Source organism: Acinetobacter sp. 'aerobic (ED)' (genome assembly GCF_904886855.1).
GTDB classification, from domain to species: Bacteria; Pseudomonadota; Gammaproteobacteria; order Pseudomonadales; family Moraxellaceae; genus Acinetobacter; species Acinetobacter courvalinii.
This window is the reverse complement of sequence record NZ_CAJHGI010000006.1, coordinates 224,002-245,588: the sequence shown is the minus strand read 5'-3', so window position 1 is coordinate 245,588 and position 21,587 is coordinate 224,002. Positions and strand designations below refer to the sequence as shown.

The 21,587-nt window shown below is 41.4% G+C and carries 13 protein-coding genes and 1 tRNA gene; 10 read left to right on the top strand and 4 right to left on the bottom strand.

Annotated elements, in window-relative coordinates:
• The first annotated feature begins 176 nt into the window (after positions 1 to 176).
• Both JO943_RS13890 and JO943_RS13885 read left to right on the top strand, forming a co-directional pair.
• Positions 177 to 2,207, top strand: coding sequence for an NADPH-dependent 2,4-dienoyl-CoA reductase (locus JO943_RS13890; RefSeq protein ID WP_202741109.1), 2,031 nt, complete (start codon positions 177 to 179; stop codon positions 2,205 to 2,207).
• A gap of 85 nt (positions 2,208 to 2,292) precedes the next feature.
• Positions 2,293 to 2,382: transfer RNA gene (locus JO943_RS13885), tRNA-Ser, on the top strand.
• Between the two features lie 199 nt (positions 2,383 to 2,581).
• On the opposite strand, the gene JO943_RS13880 is transcribed toward JO943_RS13885, so the two are convergent.
• Positions 2,582 to 3,442: a siderophore-interacting protein gene (locus JO943_RS13880; protein WP_202741108.1), complete on the bottom strand. Its 861-nt coding sequence runs from the start codon at positions 3,440 to 3,442 to the stop codon at positions 2,582 to 2,584.
• Positions 3,443 to 3,834: 392 nt separating this feature from the next.
• On the opposite strand from JO943_RS13880, the gene JO943_RS13875 reads away from it, so the two are divergent.
• Positions 3,835 to 5,682: an AMP-binding protein gene (locus JO943_RS13875; protein WP_202741107.1), complete on the top strand. Its 1,848-nt coding sequence runs from the start codon at positions 3,835 to 3,837 to the stop codon at positions 5,680 to 5,682.
• A 69-nt stretch (positions 5,683 to 5,751) separates the two neighbouring features.
• Here JO943_RS13875 and JO943_RS13870 read toward each other — a convergent pair whose 3' ends face one another.
• Positions 5,752 to 7,782, bottom strand: a complete 2,031-nt coding sequence (locus JO943_RS13870; protein ID WP_202741124.1) for a condensation domain-containing protein — start codon at positions 7,780 to 7,782, stop codon at positions 5,752 to 5,754.
• Between the two features lie 631 nt (positions 7,783 to 8,413).
• On the opposite strand from JO943_RS13870, the gene JO943_RS13865 reads away from it, so the two are divergent.
• The 5 genes from JO943_RS13865 (at position 8,414) to JO943_RS13845 (ending at position 14,457) form a co-directional block, all read left to right on the top strand.
• Positions 8,414 to 9,355 (top strand): ABC transporter permease, encoded by a 942-nt coding sequence (locus tag JO943_RS13865; RefSeq protein ID WP_202741106.1) that lies wholly within the window; start codon positions 8,414 to 8,416, stop codon positions 9,353 to 9,355.
• Complete coding sequence (locus JO943_RS13860; RefSeq protein ID WP_032874089.1) at positions 9,355 to 10,302, top strand: iron chelate uptake ABC transporter family permease subunit; 948 nt, start codon at positions 9,355 to 9,357, stop codon at positions 10,300 to 10,302. Before JO943_RS13865 ends, JO943_RS13860 begins: the two co-directional genes overlap by 1 nt.
• The gene (locus JO943_RS13855; RefSeq protein ID WP_199973600.1) at positions 10,299 to 11,069 is read left to right on the top strand and encodes an ABC transporter ATP-binding protein; all 771 of its coding nucleotides are present in this window, start codon (positions 10,299 to 10,301) and stop codon (positions 11,067 to 11,069) included. The genes JO943_RS13860 and JO943_RS13855 overlap by 4 nt, the downstream gene beginning before the upstream one ends.
• A gap of 6 nt (positions 11,070 to 11,075) precedes the next feature.
• Positions 11,076 to 12,044, top strand: coding sequence for a siderophore ABC transporter substrate-binding protein (locus tag JO943_RS13850; RefSeq protein WP_199973601.1), 969 nt, complete (start codon positions 11,076 to 11,078; stop codon positions 12,042 to 12,044).
• 85 nt (positions 12,045 to 12,129) lie between these two features.
• On the top strand, positions 12,130 to 14,457 hold the full coding sequence (locus JO943_RS13845) for a TonB-dependent receptor (RefSeq protein ID WP_202741123.1): 2,328 nt from the start codon (positions 12,130 to 12,132) through the stop codon (positions 14,455 to 14,457).
• Positions 14,458 to 14,523: 66 nt separating this feature from the next.
• Here JO943_RS13845 and basC read toward each other — a convergent pair whose 3' ends face one another.
• Together basC and JO943_RS13835 are read right to left on the bottom strand one after the other, a co-directional pair.
• Entirely contained in the window at positions 14,524 to 15,834 is a 1,311-nt protein-coding gene (gene basC / locus JO943_RS13840; RefSeq protein WP_202741105.1) for a putative histamine N-monooxygenase, read from the bottom strand.
• Between the two features lie 46 nt (positions 15,835 to 15,880).
• Positions 15,881 to 18,823, bottom strand: coding sequence for a condensation domain-containing protein (locus tag JO943_RS13835; protein ID WP_202741104.1), 2,943 nt, complete (start codon positions 18,821 to 18,823; stop codon positions 15,881 to 15,883).
• 161 nt (positions 18,824 to 18,984) lie between these two features.
• Here JO943_RS13835 and basE point away from each other — a divergent pair, with 161 nt between their 5' ends.
• Entirely contained in the window at positions 18,985 to 20,613 is a 1,629-nt protein-coding gene (basE, locus tag JO943_RS13830) for a (2,3-dihydroxybenzoyl)adenylate synthase BasE (protein ID WP_202741103.1), read from the top strand.
• A gap of 18 nt (positions 20,614 to 20,631) precedes the next feature.
• On the top strand, positions 20,632 to 21,501 hold the full coding sequence (locus JO943_RS13825; RefSeq protein WP_202741102.1) for an isochorismatase family protein: 870 nt from the start codon (positions 20,632 to 20,634) through the stop codon (positions 21,499 to 21,501).
• Positions 21,502 to 21,587: the final 86 nt, after the last annotated feature.

Below are 21,587 nucleotides of genomic sequence, written 5' to 3'. Positions count from 1 at the left end.
CAGTCAGTGAAATGGCTGCTTTTTTTATCGGTCGATAATGAAGATTAGTTTCCAGTCATCACGTTAAATTGACACTTTCAACCATTAAAATTCGCGCTATAGTCATCCCAAATCAATAAAAAAGTATTAAAGTACTATGCAACAAGTTGCAAAGCCAAAATTAAAGAAGGAATACCATGACTAGCTATGCAAATATCTTAAAACCATTACATTTGGGTTTTACTACCATTAAAAACCGTGTCGTAATGGGCTCAATGCATTCAGGTTTAGAAGATCGTTTTTTTAATTATCCTAAACTTGCAGCTTATTTCGGTGAGCGTGCAAAGGGTGGTGTTGGCTTAATTATCACGGGGGGGATTTCTCCAAACCGTCAAGGCTGGTTATTGCCTGCAGGCGGAACCATGAATAGTCTGGCAGATATTCCGCATCATCGTCTGGTCACGCATGCAGTACACAAGCATGGTGCAAAGATTCTGATGCAGATTTTGCACTCAGGGCGTTATGGTTATCATCCTTTTTCGGTATCTTCTTCTCCAATTCAGGCACCGATTAATCCATTTAAACCGCGTCAAATGTCTGATTCACAGATTTTGGCCACCATTGACGATTATGCACGTTGCGCAAGTCTGGCCAAAAAAGCCGGCTATGATGGCGTAGAAATCATGGGTTCAGAAGGTTATCTAATTAACCAGTTCCTGAGCAGTCATGTGAATAAACGTACCGATCGCTGGGGCGGCGATATTGAGAACCGTATGCGTTTCCCGGTCGAAATCGTCAAAGCCATTCGTGCCAAAGTCGGTGAAAAATTTATTATTGCTTTCCGTCTGTCTTTGCTGGATCTGGTACATGATGGCAATACCATGCAAGAAGTAATTGTGGTCGCCAAAGCATTGGAAAAAGCAGGCATTACTTTGTTGAATACAGGGATTGGCTGGCATGAAGCCCGTGTGCCGACCATTGTAACCTCTGTACCGCGTGCGGCATTTGTCGACTATACCGCAGCCGTGAAGCAGCATGTTTCTGTTCCGGTAATTGCATCGAATCGTATCAATATGCCGGATGTTGCTGAAGAAATCATTGCTTCAGGTAAGGCGGATATGGTGCAGATGGCACGTCCATTTTTGGCAGATCCGTATTGGGTCAATAAAACAGCCACCAATCGTGTTGATGAAATTAATACCTGTATTGCCTGTAACCAAGCCTGTTTAGACCATGCTTTTAAAAATCAAAGGGTCACTTGTCTGGTCAATCCGCAAGCCTGTTTTGAAACTGAACTGGTCTATATCAAAACCAAAAAACCAAAACGTATCGCCGTGGTCGGTGGTGGTGTGGCTGGAATGTCTGCCGCAACAGTAGCTGCAAGTCGTGGTCATGCTGTGACCTTATTTGAAGCCAATGACGATGTTGGTGGGCAGTTTAATCTGGCCAAAGTAGTGCCTGGTAAAGAAGAGTTCCATGAAACCATTCGTTATTTTAAAGTGCAATTGAAACAGACCGGTGTCGATGTACGTTTAAATACGCGGATCAGTCGCGAACAATTAGAGCGAGAAGGCTTTGATGAGGTTGTGGTAGCAACAGGCGTGGTGCCACGTGCGTTAAAAATACAAGGCAGCACCGCACCGCAGGTCTTGTCTTATGCCGAGGTTTTGCGTGGTGCTGAGGTCGGACATAAAATTGCGGTGATTGGTGCAGGCGGGATTGGCTTTGATGTATCAGAGTTTCTATTAAAGCCACCTCATCAGCCTCAGCCGCAACCTTTGGCAGAGTGGCAACGTGAATGGGGGGTTGACCCAAACCCGGATTATATTTCTGAAGGGGGCATGCAGCGTCCAGAAGTGGAAGTTCCTGTGCGTCAGATTTATTTATTGCAACGTAAAACGACACCACTCGGAATTGGTCTGGGTAAAACTTCGGGTTGGGTGCATCGTGCGCAACTGAAAAAACATGCTGTGCGTATGTTACGTGGTGTGCAGTATAAGGCAGTGACTGATGAGGGCTTATGGGTTGAACATAATGGACACGATCAATTGTTGCGCGTAGATACTATTGTGGTCTGTGCCGGACAAGAATCGGTCAAGGATTTAATGCCTAAAGAAGGTGAAAGTACTTTGGCAAACTATCATATTATTGGCGGAGCCAAGCTTGCTGCGGAGCTCGATGCAAAGCGAGCGATCCGAGATGGTGCTGAATTAGCCGCTAAACTGTAAAATTGATGAAACAATATGCATTTGAATACATTGCAGTTAAATTTCTCTTGTATAAACAGGGCAAGCTTTGTATTCTTACGCACATGGAAGCGTGGCAGAGCGGTTTAATGCACCGGTCTTGAAAACCGACGAGGGTGTGAGTCCTCCGTGAGTTCGAATCTCACCGCTTCCGCCAAATATCAAAAAAGGGAATCAAACTATATGTTTGATTCCCTTTTTCTTTGTCATAACTTTGGCACGCTTTGAAATTTTAGTAATTTCTTCTTTGTTCTTATTCAAGTTAATCTATTTTTACATCATCGTGTGCCAATTAAAGGAATAGCCCTGTTATCAAGGTTAATCGAACTTCACCGTAGATTTGGACAAACTGGATACTAATTCGACATATCCAGATCATCATATTCGTTCAAGGTCTTACCTTGTTGAAGATGCTCCTGATAATGTTTAGCACGTAACAGATCGAGTTCTGAACCGGACATGCCATCTTTCCAGTAGCCTGCAATACGTACGTCGTTTTTATGCAAATGTTTGTCTTCTAGAAAAAATTGACGTAAGGCCCTTGCTTCATTGCGTTCGCAAGCCGCCCAAATCGTCATATTTTCATAATTTTCTAGCGCAAATGCTGCTTTTAAAAGAAGACCTTTTTGTGGCGTGTGATGTTCTTTATGGAACGAATGGATTTTGACATGGTCATGGTGAGGTAATTGACTAGCAATATCTTTTTCAAAACTTTCAATGAAAATATCAGCTTTTACACCATTTTCCCATTCGTTCAGTATCGAATATAACGCGGGTACAGCCGTATCATCGGCAAACATGACCACATGTTTTTGATGGATAAAATTGGGTATAAAATGAGGGCGGGGACCAATAAGCCCGATTTTTGTACCCACTTGAGCCGAATTAAGCCATTGCATTGCTGAGCTTAAATCTTCATGTTTAACAAAATCAATTTCGATTTGAGCATTTACAGGATCGAATGAACGTACCGTATACACGCGTGAGATGGGATGTCCCTCTGGTGAATGGTTCACAATTAAGCGAATGGCCAAATTGGGAGCTTGCCAAAGCTCTGATTGTAAAGTGTTGATTTTTCCTTGAATTCTTACAATAGATGGAAAAGGGGAATGGATTGAGACGATGGTCATCTCAAGCTGTTCCAGATCTTGTAAATGGTCTTTCTGTTTGAGTATATCGCTATATTCTGGTTTTGTTTTTTCTGCAATTTTTGTCATATATATCACCTAAGCTTAATGACGACTATAGAGCGAGATAATGGTTATAAATGTAATCTCTTTATCGGTTACGATAACCAATTCTTGTCTAAATGTAAATAATAATTATTATCAATTACAGATTTTAGTCAATAAGGCTACTCTCTAACTCATTAAATCTAAAAGTAAATGATTAATTGATAGTTTTGATATCTATGATTTTTCATCAAGAATTTTAAACCAATTAATGGCGGTGCTCTTATGGTATTAATTGAAAATGATTCTCATTTGTATTATTGTGAAGAGATATCTATGCTTCAAACCAAGAGCAAAAAAGGACGAAATTTTATAGCCTTGTTTTGAAGATTAGATGGGGCAGTACTGAATAAATAATTGGGTGAGGAAATAGATAAATGCTAAACGATTTTAATCAAAATTTAGGGCAAATGAATCATAAAAATAACAACATAGAAAATTTCTTAAAGCGAATTTATGAAAATATTTTTGATCGGACGTCCAATCGAACAGCAATCATTTTTGAAGACCGTAGCATGAGTTATGCTGAGGTCGGGGCCCAGGTCGCCAAAGTCATGTATGCGCTAAAAAAGCAAGACTTGGTGGCAGGGTCAGTGGTTGCAATTTGCCTGAGAAAAAGTCCTGAGCATATTTATACCGCTTTGGCATGTGCGTTAACAGGCATTATCTGGCTACCTGTAGATATGGATTCACCGCCGTCGAGACTGAACTATTTATTGACGAATAGTCGGGCAGATGTGGTGGTGAGTGACGCATCCATTGCTGGGGTTCAAAACCTAAATATTAATGAAATTTTATCGGCTACCACTGAGGATGAACCGAGCTTTAATGCCGAAATTAACCGGCTTCCGGCATATTATTTATATACCTCGGGAAGTACAGGCACTCCGAAATGTGTGGTCTTAAATAATCAGGCCACTGCAAACACGCTACAGCAGACGATTTCGAAATGGGAAATGACTGCTGATGACGTCATTATGGCAGTAACACCGTTTCATCATGATATGTCGGTATTTGATGTATTCGCTTCAATGGCCTTGGGTGCAACGTTGGTGGTGCCATCTTTTGAACAGAGTAAAAACGCTATTATCTGGGCCGATCTGGTAGATCGTTGCAAAGTTACGCTTTGGAGCAGTGTGCCTGCCATTGTCGATATGCTATTCAGTGTGGCTCGTAAAGAACAGTTACGGTCTTTGCGTTTAATTGCCCAAGGCGGCGACTATATCAAACCTGCACTCATCTCGAAGTTAAGACAACAATTACCTCACGCGCGTTTATTTTCATTAGGTGGACCTACAGAGACCACGATTTGGAGTATATGGCATGAAATTGATGAGCAAGATCAGGACATTATTCCGTATGGAAAAGCTTTAGAAAATAACCGATATTTTATTTTGGATGAAAATCTGAAGTCTTGCCAAATAGGTGAGATCGGTACGATGTATATGACTGGGCTTAACTTATCAAATGGCTATTTACTGAATGGAGAAATTTATTATAAGGATTTCGTTGATCTTCCGCTAAGCGACAGTGAAACTCAAACGGCTTTCCGCATGAGTGATCAAGGCTATGTCCGGGAAGATGGAAATATTATTTTTGCGGGGCGTGAGGAAGGTCATTTAAAGATAAAAGGCGTGAGAATCTCTGCGGCTGAGGTTGAAAATGCTTTGACAAAGAACCCGTATATTCATAACGGTGTGGTAATCAGTTGTGTACATCCAACCACTGAAACTCAAGAGTTAGTCGCTGTTTATACTCTGGATAATCAATCTGAAAATACGGGCTTAAGTCATCACGAATTAAAGAATTTTTTAAAAGTACATTTGCCAAGTTCTCATATTCCTTCGAAATATTTGGTCGTCGAAACCATACCTTTGACCCGAAATGGCAAAATAGATCGTAAAGCTGTGCAAGAAATCGCTCAGGGGAAACTTTACGTATCTGATACGTGGTCTGCAAATTCCTCTATAACACGGTCATCAGTCGCTGAAGTAGGACATTCGGTTTTATCGGTTTTCCGTGAATGTCTATCTGATATCCAAGCTGAAAAAATGGATATTTTTTATAGAACTGAAATATTGGATATAGGCATCCGTCCGAAACAGCTCATGAGTATTGCCCAGAAACTTTCTCAGAAGCTCAGTACCGAAATTGATTTTTATACACTGATGAGCTGCAAAACAATTCAGGATGTGGTGAATAAAGTAGAGCAGCAAATCAGATAGGGACATTGAAATGTGCTTAAAAGGAAGTTGAGTTGTTCGCTTTTAAGCACATGGTTGCGTCTAGGGCGACTAGATTTGAGCTAAGGTCGCCTGAATTTTTTCACAGATACTTTTCACTGTTGCAGTCGGGAAGCGATGGGCCTGATACGTAATGATCATGCTTAACTGATGTAGCCCATCAATCACATTTTCCATTATTTCAAAATGTAATCCGAACATCGATTCATCACGTTCCGGCAAGATCTGGCGATAAGGAAGATCTTGCCCCTGAGGTGTTTTGAGCGCGCCGTTTAAAGCATTATTTGAATGGATATGAATAAACACATCAAATAATAGTCCTTCATCGGTGCTCATCCCTAACGCATTTTGTATATGGTTGATTGGAATATCTGCATAGGCCATCGAGGTATTGATCATTGTACTGATCTTGTGCAGCAATGATTGGAATGAATCTGAAGGGCTAAACCGTGTGCGATGCGCCACCATGGTCGTAAAGTAACCCACCGTATCAAAAAACTCGGGATCAGTTCGCCCAGATGCAGAAGTACCGATCACAATATCTTTTAAATCACCTTGTTGCTGTAAGGCATTGGCGATAGCCGTATAGAGAACCGCGAAAATGGAAGAGCTGTGTTGTCTCGAAAATGCGAGTAGCTTTTCATACATTTCCGGTGCAAATTTAAGTTCGAGCCATTGGACTGGCGGTTTTTTCTTTTCAGCATTTAATTCATTTTCCGAAACAGGGAGATATAAACCTTTGGTTGCTCCTCTTAACAGCTTAGTCCAATAATTTAGATGCTCTTGATTGATCCCATGTTTTTGCTGCAGTAAAGAAAAATCAAGAATGGATTGAGCGGGTGCCTTCCAGCGAGGCGCTTCAGCATTTGAGCGAGCAAGATAAGCATGTGCAAGATCAGCCATAATGGTATTTAAAGACCATTCATCAATCACCATGTGATGAACTAAAAACGATAAAGTTTGTCTGCCTTGAGCATTTCGAATTAAACGAATCCTGAGTGGAAGTTCACGAGTTAAATCAAATTGATATGCAGCTTCACTGGCAAGCGTTACATCTTTACTTTCGGCACTGTTCCAAAACCATTTGAATTGTTGAAGTTCAGATGTAGGAACAACCTGTTGATCGGTTTGACCATTGTCGGTATTAAACATTGTGCGTAAACCGGCATGGCGCTCAACAATATCTGTAAACGCTTGCAAGAAAATATCTTCATTAATTTCTTCAAGGAATTCTACGGCAAAGGGTAAGTTATAAATTGGGCTAAAATCGAAGGCAGAATAAGCTTCCCACAGGAAATCTTGAGCTAAAGTCAGCGGGGCTTTTTCGACACGTTGTAAGGTGGATTTTTCAGTTTTTGCAGACTTAACCAAAGCATATTGGGCTAAATCAGCAGCAGATGGAGATTTAAAGAAATCATTAAATTGAATCTCAATGCCATGCTTATTGAGTAAGTTTCCAATAATTCGGGTTGCTAATAGTGAATGACCGCCAAAATCAAAAAAGTCATCATGGTGGTTCATTTCAGGTTCAGCGAGCGTATTTCGGAACTCTTCTAAAATAATTTCTGAAATATCGATTTGCTTAGATTGTTCTGATGCTTTGATAGGACTTGCGTCTAGATGATTCGGGATATCAATTTCCGTTAGCAACAATGGCATATGATTTGCTGAATATTGCTGATAACGATCTTGTATAGCCTGAATGAAATCTGTGGTTTGATAGCTTTGGTCAAGAATAGGGTGGAGCACTAAAATAAGAAAATAGTCTTGGTCTGTTTTGACCAAACGTGTAAAAAAAGGTGGATGAGTTTCTGCATTCCATGATTGTGCTTTTAATGTCGCCACTTGCTCAAATACGTGTTCTGTATGGTCCTTTCTTACTTCTAGGCAAGATGAAGGGTCATCATATGCAGTTTTGTATAAATCACCTTCCTCACTCAATATATAGCGGACATTTAAGTCAGGCGTGGTGTTAATCATGTCTTGAAGTGCGTTGATCAGCCCTTGCATATCCAGACCTTGATCCAGCTTCCATAGGTTAAAACGTCGATTAATTTGTTCAGGCTGCTGGAATTGCAACATCCAGATATGCGCTTCGTGATCAGTCACTGGAATAAGAGAGGGGGCTTTGGAAAATTGTTCCAACATAAATGAATCCTGGTTTATCAAATGGCTATTTTCATCAATTTTCATTTCGCAAATTTTTTACATCAGATTAAATTTCATATAATTCATAATGTTATAAATTTACTTTTTTACAAAAAATTGATCTGTTTCTAATGAGTTGATGTCCACATGAACTGTACTGATGTAACAGTAGGGTTACATTTTACCTTTAAACATACTATAATTGATTCTCATTTACATCAAGATTATTATTTGCATTAAGTTTAGTCGATTGGCAATGACGAATTTTTAAAATACAAGATAAATAATAAGTTGTTGATTAATATTTATTTTATTCGGAATTAGCTGGGCAAAAATAATTTAAAGATGAAAAAAACGATCCTGAGGATATGACCGTGATTGTGCATATTCAAAAGGAACCTATTTGGTTGTCTCGATAAAATTGAGGTGTTTTCATGAGTATATTCAATCATGAAAGGACAATAAGCCCATCGAATGTTGAACAAATTTTGTCTGCCTTGTGCTGGAACGGGCCAAATTTGCAAATTGCATCGTTTGTTTTCGGTTTGAGTGGGGCGCACCACTGATGCAATGGGGCTTATTTTGTATTTTTATCATTTTATGCATTTGTTCATTGTTGCTTGGAGCTGAGCAAATACAATGGTCTGCTTTGCTTGCTTTTTCTCATGAGAGTTGGCTTACACTCACGGCCAGCCGTATCCCTCGTTTAATGACCATTGTGCTGACCGGAATCGGACTGGCGGTGTGCGGCGTCATCCTACAGCATATTGTGCGTAACAAGTTTGTTGAACCGGAAACTTCGGGTGGTCTAGATGCTGCCAAACTAGGAATTTTAGTGTCATTAACATTAGTCTCGGTAACCAGCACGCTGAGTAAAATGATATTTGCGATCTTTTTTTGTTTTATTGCCAGCTTGATTTATATCGCCATTATCCGCCGTATCCATTTTAGAAATACCGTTTTAGTCCCCGTCATTGGCTTGATGTATGGCAGTGTACTCACTGCCTTAGCCGAGTTTTATGCCTATCGCTTTAATATTTTACAAAGTATGCAAGGGTGGCTTTTGGGTGATTTTTCGAAAATTATCCAAGGTCACTATGAAGTCATTTACCTTATTTTTCCGATTGTTGTCCTGACTTATCTTTTTGCCCATCGCTTTACCGTGATTGGTATGGGCGAGGAGATGGCGGCGAGCTTGGGGGTTCGTTATGCAGCGATAGCAGCCAGCGGTTTAATACTGGTTGCGATTACCGTTTCAACAACTGTCATTACCGTAGGTGCAATTCCTTTTGTCGGGCTCGTGGTTCCCAATCTAGTCGCATTGAAATACGGAGAAAACTTAGCTAGAACCTTGCCGATTGTCGCTTTAGGCGGAGCATCGCTCTTACTTTTTTGCGATATTTTCGGTCGCTTAATCATTTATCCATTTGAAGTACCGATTGGACTGACCGCAGGTGGGATAGGGGGCGTTATTTTCCTCATCCTCATTTTGAGGGAGTTCAGATAATGCGTATCACAAAGTTATACCTGATTTATCTGATTGTTGCCTGCCTGGCCGTATGTTTTCTATTTTTAAACTCAGGACTCGATGTTGAATACGTCATTCCTCACCGACTGCTGCGTCTTGCCACCATTGTTGTAGCGGGGATATGTATTGCTGTGTCCTCGATTGTTTTTCAGACCTTGGTCGGTAATCGTATTTTAACCCCTTCAATTATGGGCTATGAAGCGGTTTATTTGTTATGGCAAGTGTTATTGCTGTTTGTTTGGGGGACATATGGATTAAGTCAGTTAGGAGTAAATGGTAATTTCTTTATCTCTATTGTTTTAATGCTGCTGTATTCATGGTTCATCCATACCTGGTTATTGCCCTATGGCAAAAAAGATGTGTTTTTGCTGCTACTTTTGGGGTTAGTCCTGACCATGGTCATCGGGACGGTTACCCAATTTATTCAACTCAAAATCAGTCCCGGCGAATTCTCTGTGTTTCAGGGTCTGAGTTATGCTTCGTTTAATCGTGCTCAAACAGATACTTTATTGTATGCCAGCTTAGCCGTAGTCATCACTTTATTCCTCGGTAGAAAAGCACTTCCTGTTCTGGATGTTCTGGTTTTAGGGCGTGAGCAAGCCATTTCACTCGGCATTCATCATCACCGTTATGTCAGTTTTTATTTAGCCCTGATCGCTGTCCTTGTTGCGGTATCGACCAGTCTCATTGGCCCGACTGTATTCATGGGCGTCTTCATTGCCAATATGACCTATGCATTAGCCAAAAGTTATCAGCATAAATTAACGCTACCCATGGGGTGTGCGCTCACCATTGCCATATTTATTGCAGCTCAAATTCTCGTTGAGCATGTTTTTAATTACAAAACCACGGTCAGCATTCTGGTCAATCTGGTATGCGGCATTTATTTCCTTGCGTTGGCGGTTCGTACCCGAGGTGTTACATGATTCAGGTCAGAAATATCCATAAGTCATACGGGAATAAGCCCGTACTTAGGGACATCAATATTGAATTTCCTACAGGTCAGGTGACGTCACTGATTGGTCCAAATGGCGCAGGAAAATCAACTTTGCTCATGATGATGGCCCGTTTAATTGAGCCAGATCAGGGAGAGATTTTTCTGAATCAACAAAATATTGCTGATATTAAAACGGCTGTTTATGCCAAGCATGTCGCGACTTTGCGTCAGGCGCCTGGCTTTAATTTGCGTTTAACCGTAGAAGAACTGGTTTCATTTGGACGCTTTCCCTATAGCCGTGGCGTTTTAAGCGAACAGGACCATCAGTTGATTGATGAAGCGATTGAGTTTCTTTCTTTAGATCCCCTGCGTAAAGCTTACATCGATGAAATTAGTGGGGGGCAAAGGCAAATGGCCTTTTTGGCAATGACCATCGCGCAGCAGACAGACCTACTTTTATTAGATGAACCTTTAAATAACCTTGATATGAAACATGCCGTTCAGATTATGCGTGCACTCAGACGCTTATGTGATGAACAAGGGCGCACTGTGATTTTAGTCATTCATGATATCAATTTTGCCACGAATTATTCAGATCATATTGTCGCGCTGAAGAACGGCAAGCTTCATTTCAGTGGGTTAACGGAACAAGTGATTACAGAGACGCAATTAAATGATCTGTACGAGCTTGATTTTGAAATTACATACAGTGAGCGTGGCTGTATGTGTAATTACTTCAACTCATCCGGAGCTTGAATCGATATGAACTGGAAGAAAAGATATGGGGGAATCGCCCTCATGATAGCGGCAGCCGTCACTCTCCAAGCATGTGATCAAAAAGTTGCAGAGCGCACTCCAGCTTCTCAAAAGCTGGCCCAGCCGATTACGGTAAAACATGCACTTGGCAGCACGATGATTGATCATCTACCGCAACGGGTCGCCGTACTTGATATGAATGAGGCTGATTTTCTGGATCAGCTCAATGTCCCGATTATGGGAATGCCCAAAGATTATATTCCACACTTTCTGGAAAAATATAAAACAGATCCACAAATTCAGGATCTGGGTGCAATTGTACAGCCCAATATGGAAAGGATATATGCATTAAAGCCAGACTTGATTTTGATGACGCCCTTACACGTTAATCAGTATCAGGAACTGTCAAAAATTGCCCCGACCATTCATTACGATATTAACTTCAACAATAGTGGGAGTCATCATATTGATCTGGTGAAAGACCATATGATGACCTTGGGAAAAATTTTTAATAAAGAAGATTTGGCTCGCCAGAAAGTTTCTGAACTTGATCAACAGGTGAAGCAGGTACAAGCGGTGACAGCCAATCGCCCAGAAACAGCGCTAGTCGTTCTTCATAACAATGGAGCATTTAGTAATTTTGGTGTTCAGTCCCGCTATGGCTTTATTTTTAATGCTTTTGGGGTAAAGCCGGCCAGTAGTGCCATGGATACAAGTCTACATGGGCAACCAATTTCGAGTGAATTCATCAAAAAAGCAGACCCGGATATTCTCTATATCGTGGACCGGACTGCCGTGATGGAGCATCGCGCAAAAATTAATGCTGCCAGTGTTGAAAATCCATTATTACGTCAAACCAAAGCATGGAAAAACGGTCGTGTCATTTTTGTTGATGCGGATGCGTGGTACACCACGGCTGCAAGCCCTACCTCTCTCAAAATTGTGATGGAAGATGTGAAAAAAGGCTATCAATAAATTCTGGGGCGTATAACCGAGTCAAATCTTAGAGCATAAATTTTCACTATTTTGCTATGTTTTTTAGGCAGATAGTTAATAAAAACTGAATTACAATATTGCAGGTATTCTAATGAGCAACGTGAGTTATAACCTTAATTTAAAAACCGGGAATGATAAAATAATCAATCGCCGTTCTTTCATATTAAATGGAATTGCTTCGGCACAAATGGCACTTCGATTAGGCTACGCATTAGGTACCGTATTTGTACTATGTGCATCAAATAGCCATGCTGCCGTGATTGATCATTCAATAGAAAGCCCTGATCAGCAACCGACTGCGCAAGTTAATGCAACCGCTTTGCCGCTCATTACCGTAAAAGCTGAGCAAGACGATCATTATGCAGGGGGACAAGTGTCCACGAAAAGCTCAGTTGGCTTTTTAGGCAATAAAACCGCGATGGAAACCCCGTTTAATACCATTGCTTATACAGAAAAATATATTGCAGATCAGCAAGCGAAAGATATCACCGATGTGATTGCAAAAACGGATCCATCTATTTTTTCAACCGGCGCATATGGTGTCATTGCAGAAAGTTATGCGATTCGTGGGTTTAGATCGAGTTCTGTAGCGGCGGGTCGCGATACGTCTATGGGTGGATTATATGGTATTGCACCGTTATATCGCGCCTCACCGGAAATGTTTGAACGTATTGATGTATTAAAAGGTCCTTCGGCAATGCTCAACGGCATGCCGCCAGGGGCAACTTTAGGGGGAACGGTTAACTTGGTGCCGAAACGCGCGGGCGATGATCCTTTAACTCGTTTTACCACCACGTATATGTCGGATTCGCAATTCGGCGGGCATCTGGATGTTGGACGCCGTTTTGGTGAAAATAAAGAATTTGGTGTGCGGTTCAATAGTGTCTATCGAGATGGCGAAGGACCAATTAAATCGCAGGAAAAAACCACGCATCTCTTTTCACTGGGTTTGGACTGGAAAGGCGAAAATGCACGACTTTCAGCCGACTTATATACCAGCCGTGACCATGCTGACGGTATTAATCGTGGTTTAACCATTTTATCCGGCGTTAAATTACCTAAAGCGCCAAACCCAGATACCTTGTTGAACCCGACCTGGACAGTCTATAACACCCGTGATAAAGGCGGGATGATTCGCGGTGAGTATGACTTAAACGATCAGTGGATGGCATATGCCACGGCGGGTATGAGTAAAACAGAATATGATACTTTGGGAGCTGCTAAAACTGAGATTCAAAATCAGGCAGGAGATATCAAGTTCAATATTGCTCATTTAGGTTTTGAGTATGAACGTAAATCTGCTGAAGTCGGTTTACGGGGTAAATTTGATACAGGCGCTGTAAAACATGCGCTGGCATTAAATGCAACACATTACCGCGAAACGGATGACGAATCGGGGATCAGACAAGGGTTTCCTGGAGGAGACCGTATAACCAATATCTATAACCCAAACTGGGGCAGTAAGCCGGATCGTGTTGCGGTCGCACCTATTTTTAGCAATAAAGAAAATTTAACAAGTGTTGGCCTGGCCGATACCCTGTCGATGCTTCAAGAGCAGTTGCAATTGACCTTAGGGCTACGCTACCAGAATATTGTTACTGAAAGTCTTAATGGGCAGGGCGTCCGAAATGTTAACGGCCGTTATGATAAAAATGCTGTTACGCCTGCAGCTGCAATTTTGTTCAAAGCCAATGATAAGGTTTCATTGTATACCAACTATATCGAAGGATTAAGTTCAGGGGGAACAGTACCAACAGGACAGAACTACGAAAATGAAGGACAAATATTTTCTCCTTTCAAAACCAAACAGATGGAAGCCGGAATTAAAATTGACAGCGGTAAATTCACCAATAGCCTAAGTGTTTTTCAGATCAAGTCTCGAAATTCGTATGTGATTAGAAGTACGGATGGCAAAAGCAAATCGATTTATGGCGCTGATGGCGAACAACGTAATCGCGGAGTTGAATGGGGCTTTTACGGCTCACCTATGAACAGTCTGCGTGTAATGGGCGGATTTACGTATATTGATCCTAAAATCACAAAAACCGGAATTAAAAACGAGTTAGGCAATGTTGTTGCCGGTGTTCCAAAAATGCAAGCGAAACTTGGTGTTGAAGGGGATGTGCCATATATCCCGGGCTTAACTTTGACTGCCAATGCAATAGCTGCGTCCAAACAATATATTTATAAGGATAACTCAACTTCAGTACCCGGACGCGAAGTGTACGGAATTGGCGCACGTTACCATACCAAAATAGCGCAATTCCCTGTCACGATTCGTGGGAATATCGATAACCTCACCAACAAGTCATATTGGGCAATGCCTCAATTTACAAGTTTAATGCTGGGTGCGCCGCGTACTTATTTATTATCGGCCTCGATTGATTTTTAATTTAATCAGAAGAGATAAAAAAACTGCCAAATCAGATTTGGCAGTTTTTTTATGAATGGTTGTTATTTATTTGGGTAAACCGTAGTGTTGGAAAGAGGACTGTTTAGGAATTCGATAAGCATCACGGCCCAGCAATTGATTAATAATCACCGAGTTTCGAGTGGCACCGATTCCCAAGTCAGGAGAGCCAACGCCTTGCTGAAAAATCTCGGCATTTTGAATGAAAATACGGCCTTGTCCCTGATCACAACGTAAAACGGTAAAGTCTTCCTGAACAATACAGTCATTTTTATCATCAACCGCTAAAACTGAACCTTTCATATTCTGGAACCACTCCGGCCAATCATGTACATAGCCTGTAGCTGCGACAAGGGCATCGGTTTCTAATTCACAACGTTGATCAAGTTGGATATGTAAACAGGTCAAACGCAGGGAACCCGATTCAAGCTCTTCAACCGATTCAACTTCACAGCTGGTATATAGGCTTAAACCGCACGGCTCACCGCCCACTGAACGTTCATAAAGTACGTCATAGATATCACCAATGGTTGAGAAGCTAATGCCTTTATAGATCAGGCCCTGACTGGCCGCAATATCGCGACGTTTATCTCTGGGCAGGCTTTGGAAATATTGCATATAAGCCGGCGTAAAGCACTCTTGGCCAAGTTTAGAATATTCCATCGGGTGAAAGCCGGCTGAACGTGTGATCCAGCGAATAGATGCACCTGCTTTTACTTGTTCTGGTGTCAGGGAATTAAATAAAGCAAGCACGCATTCTGCTGCGCTTTGCCCTGAACCAATCACCGTGACTTGTTTACATTGTTGCAGTTGTGCCTGGATTTTTGCGAACTCCGCAGAATGCTTGACCAAAGGATGTTTGCATGTTTCTAGCCATTTAGGAATTCGCGGTTTAGTCCCAATACCAATCGCCAGATTTTGGCTGATATATTTTTGTTTTTCGCCTGAGGCTGATTCACTTTCTATCATAAATTTATCCAGCTTGGCGTCATATTCCACATGATTGACGTTTTCTCCAAATCGACAATCCGGTAATTGTTTTGAAGCCCAACGGCAATAATGGTCATATTCACGGCGTGGGATTAAAAAACTGTCGTAATAATAAAACTGATGTAAGCGATCATGTTGATGTAAATAATTAATATAGCCTAAAGGATGGCAGGGATTGGCCATGGTGACTAAATCGGCAAAGAAAGGAACTTGTAATGTCGTGCCTTGCAATAGCAGTCCCTCATGCCATCGAAATTCTGGTTTGCGTTCTAAAAATACGCTTTTGATTTCAGGATGATGAGACAAAAGCGCAGCTAAACCTAAGTTGAATGGCCCAATACCAATTCCGGTAATATCTATTTTTTTCATGTTTATACTTTATCTGATTCCAAAATGATGACGTTTAAAATACGAATTAATGGGGTGTAAGGAGTTTCTCTACATCCGCAATATTGCGACATTGGATAAGTTGAAGAGGTGAAAGTTGAATCGCGTATGTTTCGTGAATACGTTTTGAAACGACCTTTAAATGGTGTGGACGTAGCCCGAGATGCGTAAAATGCGTTAATTTGTCCACTTGCTGATTGGGCGCGTGACCAATCACGTTTAAATAAATGTCGAGTAGCTGATTATGCGGTTTAGTATTATTTTCAAAGGGTGCAGCTCTATCAACGGACTCATTATGATTGAAATAGGACCTGTTATTTTGAAGCTCACTGAAGAAATTGCTGAGATCAAAACCGAATATTTCTGAACCAATAATTTGCTTGATTGCTAATTGTAGTGCCTCCAGGAAATCGTCAATCATGTGGGATGGAAATGCTTCTTGGGCATAATCAATATCGAAAATCAAAGCGCCGTCATTGCTGGTGCTAAAGCGAATATCAATGGCAACTTGAGGGGTTTGGGTCAGTCCATCGTGTTGCTGAACAGGATGAGATTCAGGTAATACAGGCCAGGACAAGCCATTTGTAATGACAATAGGCAAGACCGGAGCAGTGCCAACTTTTTCAAATAATAGCCGGGCCAGATCAACACCTGAAAATGAAAGATGCTGTAAACCCTCTAAAACGTCTGTTTGCAAACGTTTGGCTTGTTCAGAAAATTGATCTGCAGTTTGCCACTCAACCGCAATAAATGTAGAGCTATTGGAATATGGTCCGGCATAGAGGGGCAATGTTGGAACGGCCACACATAAAGATTTTTCAGTGCTCCAGTGAGACAGCACCTCCAGAATAATCGCCATGATGATTGAGTTTTTAAACAGTGAATGTTTTGCGCCAATTTTAGACAACTGTTTAAACTGATCTTTTTCTATAATTAGAGTGTTACGTTGGTAACGTGAAGTCGCTAAATGCTGTAAAGGCATTTTCCATGGAAGGGCGAGGATAGCGGATAATGTAGAAAATTTTCTTTCCCAGTAAGCCCGATCTGACTGATGAACAGACAAGCTATTTTCAGCTTCCTTACCTTCTATTTGGGTCTGGATATTATGTTGTTGTCCATCAAATAGCTCTAACATCAGTGCAGCGATAGATCGGCCATCTAAAATTAATGCATCAAAGCGCACAAAAATCGTTAATAGATTATTTTTTAATAAAAATACGGTGATATTCCAAGGCGACAGATTTAAATCAAATAGCTCATGGGTATAACTATTTTTATAGGACTGGATGTGGTGATAAGCAGGTTCAGCTTCCCATGTGCTTAGGTCTATTTCTTTTAAATTGACACGTACTTGATCGCTTACATATTGTATTAAGCTATTTTTATCAATATAGCTTCGTAAGCTGTCATGCCGCCGTACCATTTCTGTCAATCGTTGTCTTAATAAACCCATATCCATTTGACCGTGATACTGCCTAAACTCCTGCATGGCAACACCCCCTAAGGGAAGGGCTTGAGTTCGGCCTAATAGGTAGGCTTGCTGTAACGCATTTAATGGTTTTTGCGACGTAACATCTGATGGAGTATTTTGTGCCGGGCTTATGATTTGTATATTCAGTTGCTCAGGATGTGCGGCAAGGTTTTTAAGTAAATCAATGAAAGAATCAAATAAATTCGTGATCCATTCTTTGGGAAGCGCGTCTAAACGGATGTCCCAATTCACTAAAATACCGTCATCTACATGAGCAACTTGCGCATCAAGTGCAACTTGTGGCCCTTGTGAAATCACCCAATTCATGGCGCCAAAAACGCGACGGACACGATCAGAAAGCAAATTATCATTTTCTAAATCGAGTGCTGCGGTAAATACTACGGGAGCAATCTGGGCACTACCCTGATAACGCGACAGGTCACGTAGAACATTCACACCCGGATAATGTGAATGCTCTAACAACTCCAGCATTTGATTTGCTATTTGTTTGCAGAATGCGGCTAAGGTTGTTGTTTGTTTCAGATCGACATTGAGGATGACTAAATTAGCAAAATCGCCAATAGTGCCTTTGATATTTTTTAAAACCGGTTCACGCCAAAAAGTAGGAATATTTAAGCGGAAGCTGTGATCTTGGGTTGCATGACCAAGCGTATAGGCAAATAAACCTAATATCAGGTTAGTCACAGTCAGATGTTGTTTTCTGGCAAGTTGCTGTAATGCTGTTCGTTGTTGTGGCGATAACCAAGTACTTAAACGAACACTTTTTGCTGTTTTAAATTCTTGATCAATGAAAGGGAGTGACGGTGCAGGGGGAATATGGGGTAAACGTTGCTTCCACCATAAACGGTCTCGTTGCTTTAATTTTTTGAGTTCAGGGTCAGTCCGTATTTTTTGATACCAGTCAAAAAAGTGAGGCGGACGGGAAAATGATATTTCCGCGTCTTCATAAAACAAAGAAAGATCTTCCATTAAATTCAGGAAGCTGGACGGATCAATCGCAATCATGTCCGTATCGATATGAAAACGGAAAGCATTTTGTTTAAGAACACTGACAGAAAATCTTGCAGTTTGCCCCTGACTTAAATCAAGTTTTTGATGGGTCCATTGCTCACGTTTTTGCACGAGCATGTGTTCAATTTGATGATCACTAAGCTTTGAAAAATCATCGACTTCCAATATCTGTTGCGGTATCTCAGGCATGATGTTCGGGATGCCGTCGGCATTCAAACTTAATCTCAAGATAGCGTGTTCTCGATAAAGTCGTTGAAGTGCTGAATGTAATTTTTGTAAATCAATAAACTGACCGTCAAATTCTGCATAGAGGTGAGCAGCGACCCCACCTAAGGTTGCGTTGCCAGAGCGACCAAACCAGCAAGCCGCCTGCATCGAAGTTAATTCACACATTGAACGATAACTCGGTTGACAAATTAATCTTGTTTCAGCATCATACAAACAAATGAAAATGATTACCAGTTGCATTTGTTAATCATTTTCAACTTTGCTGTGAATAGATAGCTTGTCCGTCTTAAGAAATTTCTTTGGTCGGTATTTAAATTAAATATTTATACCGATATTTAAGAAAACTTACGAATAATCAATAGCTTGATAACCATTAAATTAAATCGAATATTTAGAATGCCATGAAAAATCAGTTGATTGAGTTTGTTCGCTGGCCCAAAGAGCGTGCGCAACATTATCGAAATAAAAGGTATTGGATTGACCAGCCTTTGACGCGTATTTTAACGGCAGGGGTTCAATCGCATCCGCATTCGCCAGCTATTATTTGTGGCGAGCGACAGTTGAGTTATATCGAGCTGGATCGTTTATCAACAAATTTAGCGTCCCGACTCGCTGAAAAAGGCTTGGGCAAGGGGGATACTGCTTTAGTACAACTTCCCAATATTGCAGAGTTTTATATTGTATTTTTTGCCTTGCTTAAGGCGGGTATGGTTGCGCTCAATGCGCTATATAGCCATCGTCAATATGAACTCAATGCCTTTATTCAACAGATTCAACCTAAGCTTTTAATTGCTTCGCGTCAGCATGAAGTATTTAGCAATAATCAATTCATTGATTCACTTGATGAAGTAAATTTAAGCCCTGACATTATTTTGATGCTCAATCATCAAGTAGCTGATTGCGGACTATTAGACTGGATTGAAATACCCGCAGAAACCTGTATCGATTTTTCATCTACACCTGCCGATGAAGTTGCTTTCTTTCAGTTGTCAGGGGGAAGTACGGGAACACCAAAACTTATTCCACGCACCCATAATGACTATGACTATAGTGTGCGGGCCAGTGCCGAGATTTGCGGTTTAAGCCCGAATACCCGCTTATTGTGTGCGCTGCCAGCTCCGCATAACTTTATGTTGAGTTCACCGGGTGCATTAGGTGTTTTACATGCTGGTGGATGTGTTGTGATGGCCCCCAATCCTGAACCGCTCAATTGCTTTTCTCTTATTCAGAGACATCAAGTCAATATGGCCTCTTTAGTGCCAAGTGCCGTCATTATGTGGCTGGAAAAAGCCGCACACTATCAAGATCAAATTCAGTCTTTAAGGTTGCTTCAGGTAGGAGGAGCCAGCTTCCCTGAATCTTTAGCCCGTCAAGTGCCTGAAGTCCTCAAGTGTAAATTACAACAAGTCTTTGGAATGGCCGAAGGCTTGGTCAATTACACCAGACTCGATGACGCCGATGAGCAAATCTTTAGCACACAAGGGCGTCCTATCAGTCCGGATGATGAAATCAAAATTGTAGATGAGCAGTATAGGGAAGTTCCGGAAGGTGAAATCGGGATGCTTGCGACTCGGGGTCCTTATACTTTTTGTGGTTATTACCGCAGCCCTGAACATAATTCACAGGTCTTTGATCAGGACAACTATTACTATTCGGGCGATCTGGTGCAGCGTACTGCGGATGGCAATTTACGGGTCGTCGGCAGAATTAAAGACCAAATTAACCGTGGTGGTGAAAAGATTGCTTCGGAAGAAATAGAAAAACTTATTCTTTTACATCCGGACGTTATTCACGTTGCTCTGGTTGCAATTGTGGACGAGAAATTCGGTGAAAAGAGTTGTGCCTTTATTGTTGCCCGTCATCCTGAACTTAAAGCTGTGGCGCTGAGACGCCATCTCATGGAGTTGGGGATTGCACAATATAAGCTGCCAGACCAGATCAAATTAATTGCAAGCTTGCCCCTGACCGCTGTCGGTAAGGTGGATAAAAAACAGCTTCGCAGCCTATTAAATACCGCTATAACATCTTGAATAAATATTGAGCAAAATATGGCTATTGCAAAAATTTCTACTTACCTGATGCCCGAACCACAAAATTATCCAGCTAACAAAACAGACTGGCAGTTAGATCCTAAGCGGGCAGTATTGTTAATTCATGATATGCAACGTTACTTTTTAAATTTTTACGATGCTGAAAGTGAATTAATTAAAACGGTTGTTAATCATTTGGTTCGACTCAGAAGTTGGGCACATCAGAATAATGTTCCTGTGGTCTATACGGCACAGCCTTATGAACAGCCCGCATCAGATCGTGCATTACTGAATGCGATGTGGGGACCGGGTTTACCCGCTTCAACCATCGATCAGCAAAGCATTATTGATCAACTTTCTCCTGCTGAACATGACATTGTCCTCACGAAATGGCGTTATAGCGCATTTAAACGTTCGGACTTGCTTGAAAGAATGCAAAACTGGAATCGTGACCAGCTCATTATTGGCGGTGTCTATGCCCATATCGGTTGTATGGTGACGGCAGTTGAAGCCTTTATGAATGATATACAAGCTTTTCTTGTTGGGGATGCAGTCGCCGATTTTTCTGAAGCAGAACATCGTTTAGCGTTGCAATATGTTTCTTCACGTTGTGGGCAGGTCGTGGACACTGAATCTGTCGTGGGACAAGCGACAAATGCCATTACCCGACCTTGGCTAGAGCAAAAGGTCCAGCAGCTCATAGAAGAGGAAGAATTAGATCCAGAGGAAAATCTGATTGTGTATGGATTGGACTCCTTACGGATTATGCAGTTTTCTTCGGAACTGAAAGCGCAGGGAATCAATATTAGTTTTGAAGAATTAGGACGCACACCGACTTTATCAAATTGGTGGTCGTTGGTTGACGCACGGCAAAGGATTGCGGGGTAAAGGGTTGCCACCATAAGGCATACGACAATTCCTGGTCGCTAAATTTATACATAAAATTGATATCTTTGATAGCGACTCCTTAGACG

What these genes read in the sequence shown, in the direction of transcription:
- JO943_RS13890 (WP_202741109.1), top strand. Translation starts at nt 177, where the DNA reads ATGACTAGCTATGCAAATATCTTAAAACCATTACATTTGGGTTTTACT.
- basC (WP_202741105.1), bottom strand. Translation starts at nt 15,834, where the DNA reads ATGAAAAAAATAGATATTACCGGAATTGGTATTGGGCCATTCAACTTA.
- JO943_RS13825 (WP_202741102.1), top strand. Translation starts at nt 20,632, where the DNA reads ATGGCTATTGCAAAAATTTCTACTTACCTGATGCCCGAACCACAAAAT.
- JO943_RS13835 (WP_202741104.1), bottom strand. Translation starts at nt 18,823, where the DNA reads ATGCAACTGGTAATCATTTTCATTTGTTTGTATGATGCTGAAACAAGA.
- JO943_RS13870 (WP_202741124.1), bottom strand. Translation starts at nt 7,782, where the DNA reads ATGTTGCAATTCCAGCAGCCTGAACAAATTAATCGACGTTTTAACCTA.
- JO943_RS13860 (WP_032874089.1), top strand. Translation starts at nt 9,355, where the DNA reads ATGCGTATCACAAAGTTATACCTGATTTATCTGATTGTTGCCTGCCTG.
- JO943_RS13850 (WP_199973601.1), top strand. Translation starts at nt 11,076, where the DNA reads ATGAACTGGAAGAAAAGATATGGGGGAATCGCCCTCATGATAGCGGCA.
- JO943_RS13875 (WP_202741107.1), top strand. Translation starts at nt 3,835, where the DNA reads ATGCTAAACGATTTTAATCAAAATTTAGGGCAAATGAATCATAAAAAT.
- JO943_RS13880 (WP_202741108.1), bottom strand. Translation starts at nt 3,442, where the DNA reads ATGACAAAAATTGCAGAAAAAACAAAACCAGAATATAGCGATATACTC.
- basE (WP_202741103.1), top strand. Translation starts at nt 18,985, where the DNA reads ATGAAAAATCAGTTGATTGAGTTTGTTCGCTGGCCCAAAGAGCGTGCG.
- JO943_RS13855 (WP_199973600.1), top strand. Translation starts at nt 10,299, where the DNA reads ATGATTCAGGTCAGAAATATCCATAAGTCATACGGGAATAAGCCCGTA.
- JO943_RS13865 (WP_202741106.1), top strand. Translation starts at nt 8,414, where the DNA reads ATGCAATGGGGCTTATTTTGTATTTTTATCATTTTATGCATTTGTTCA.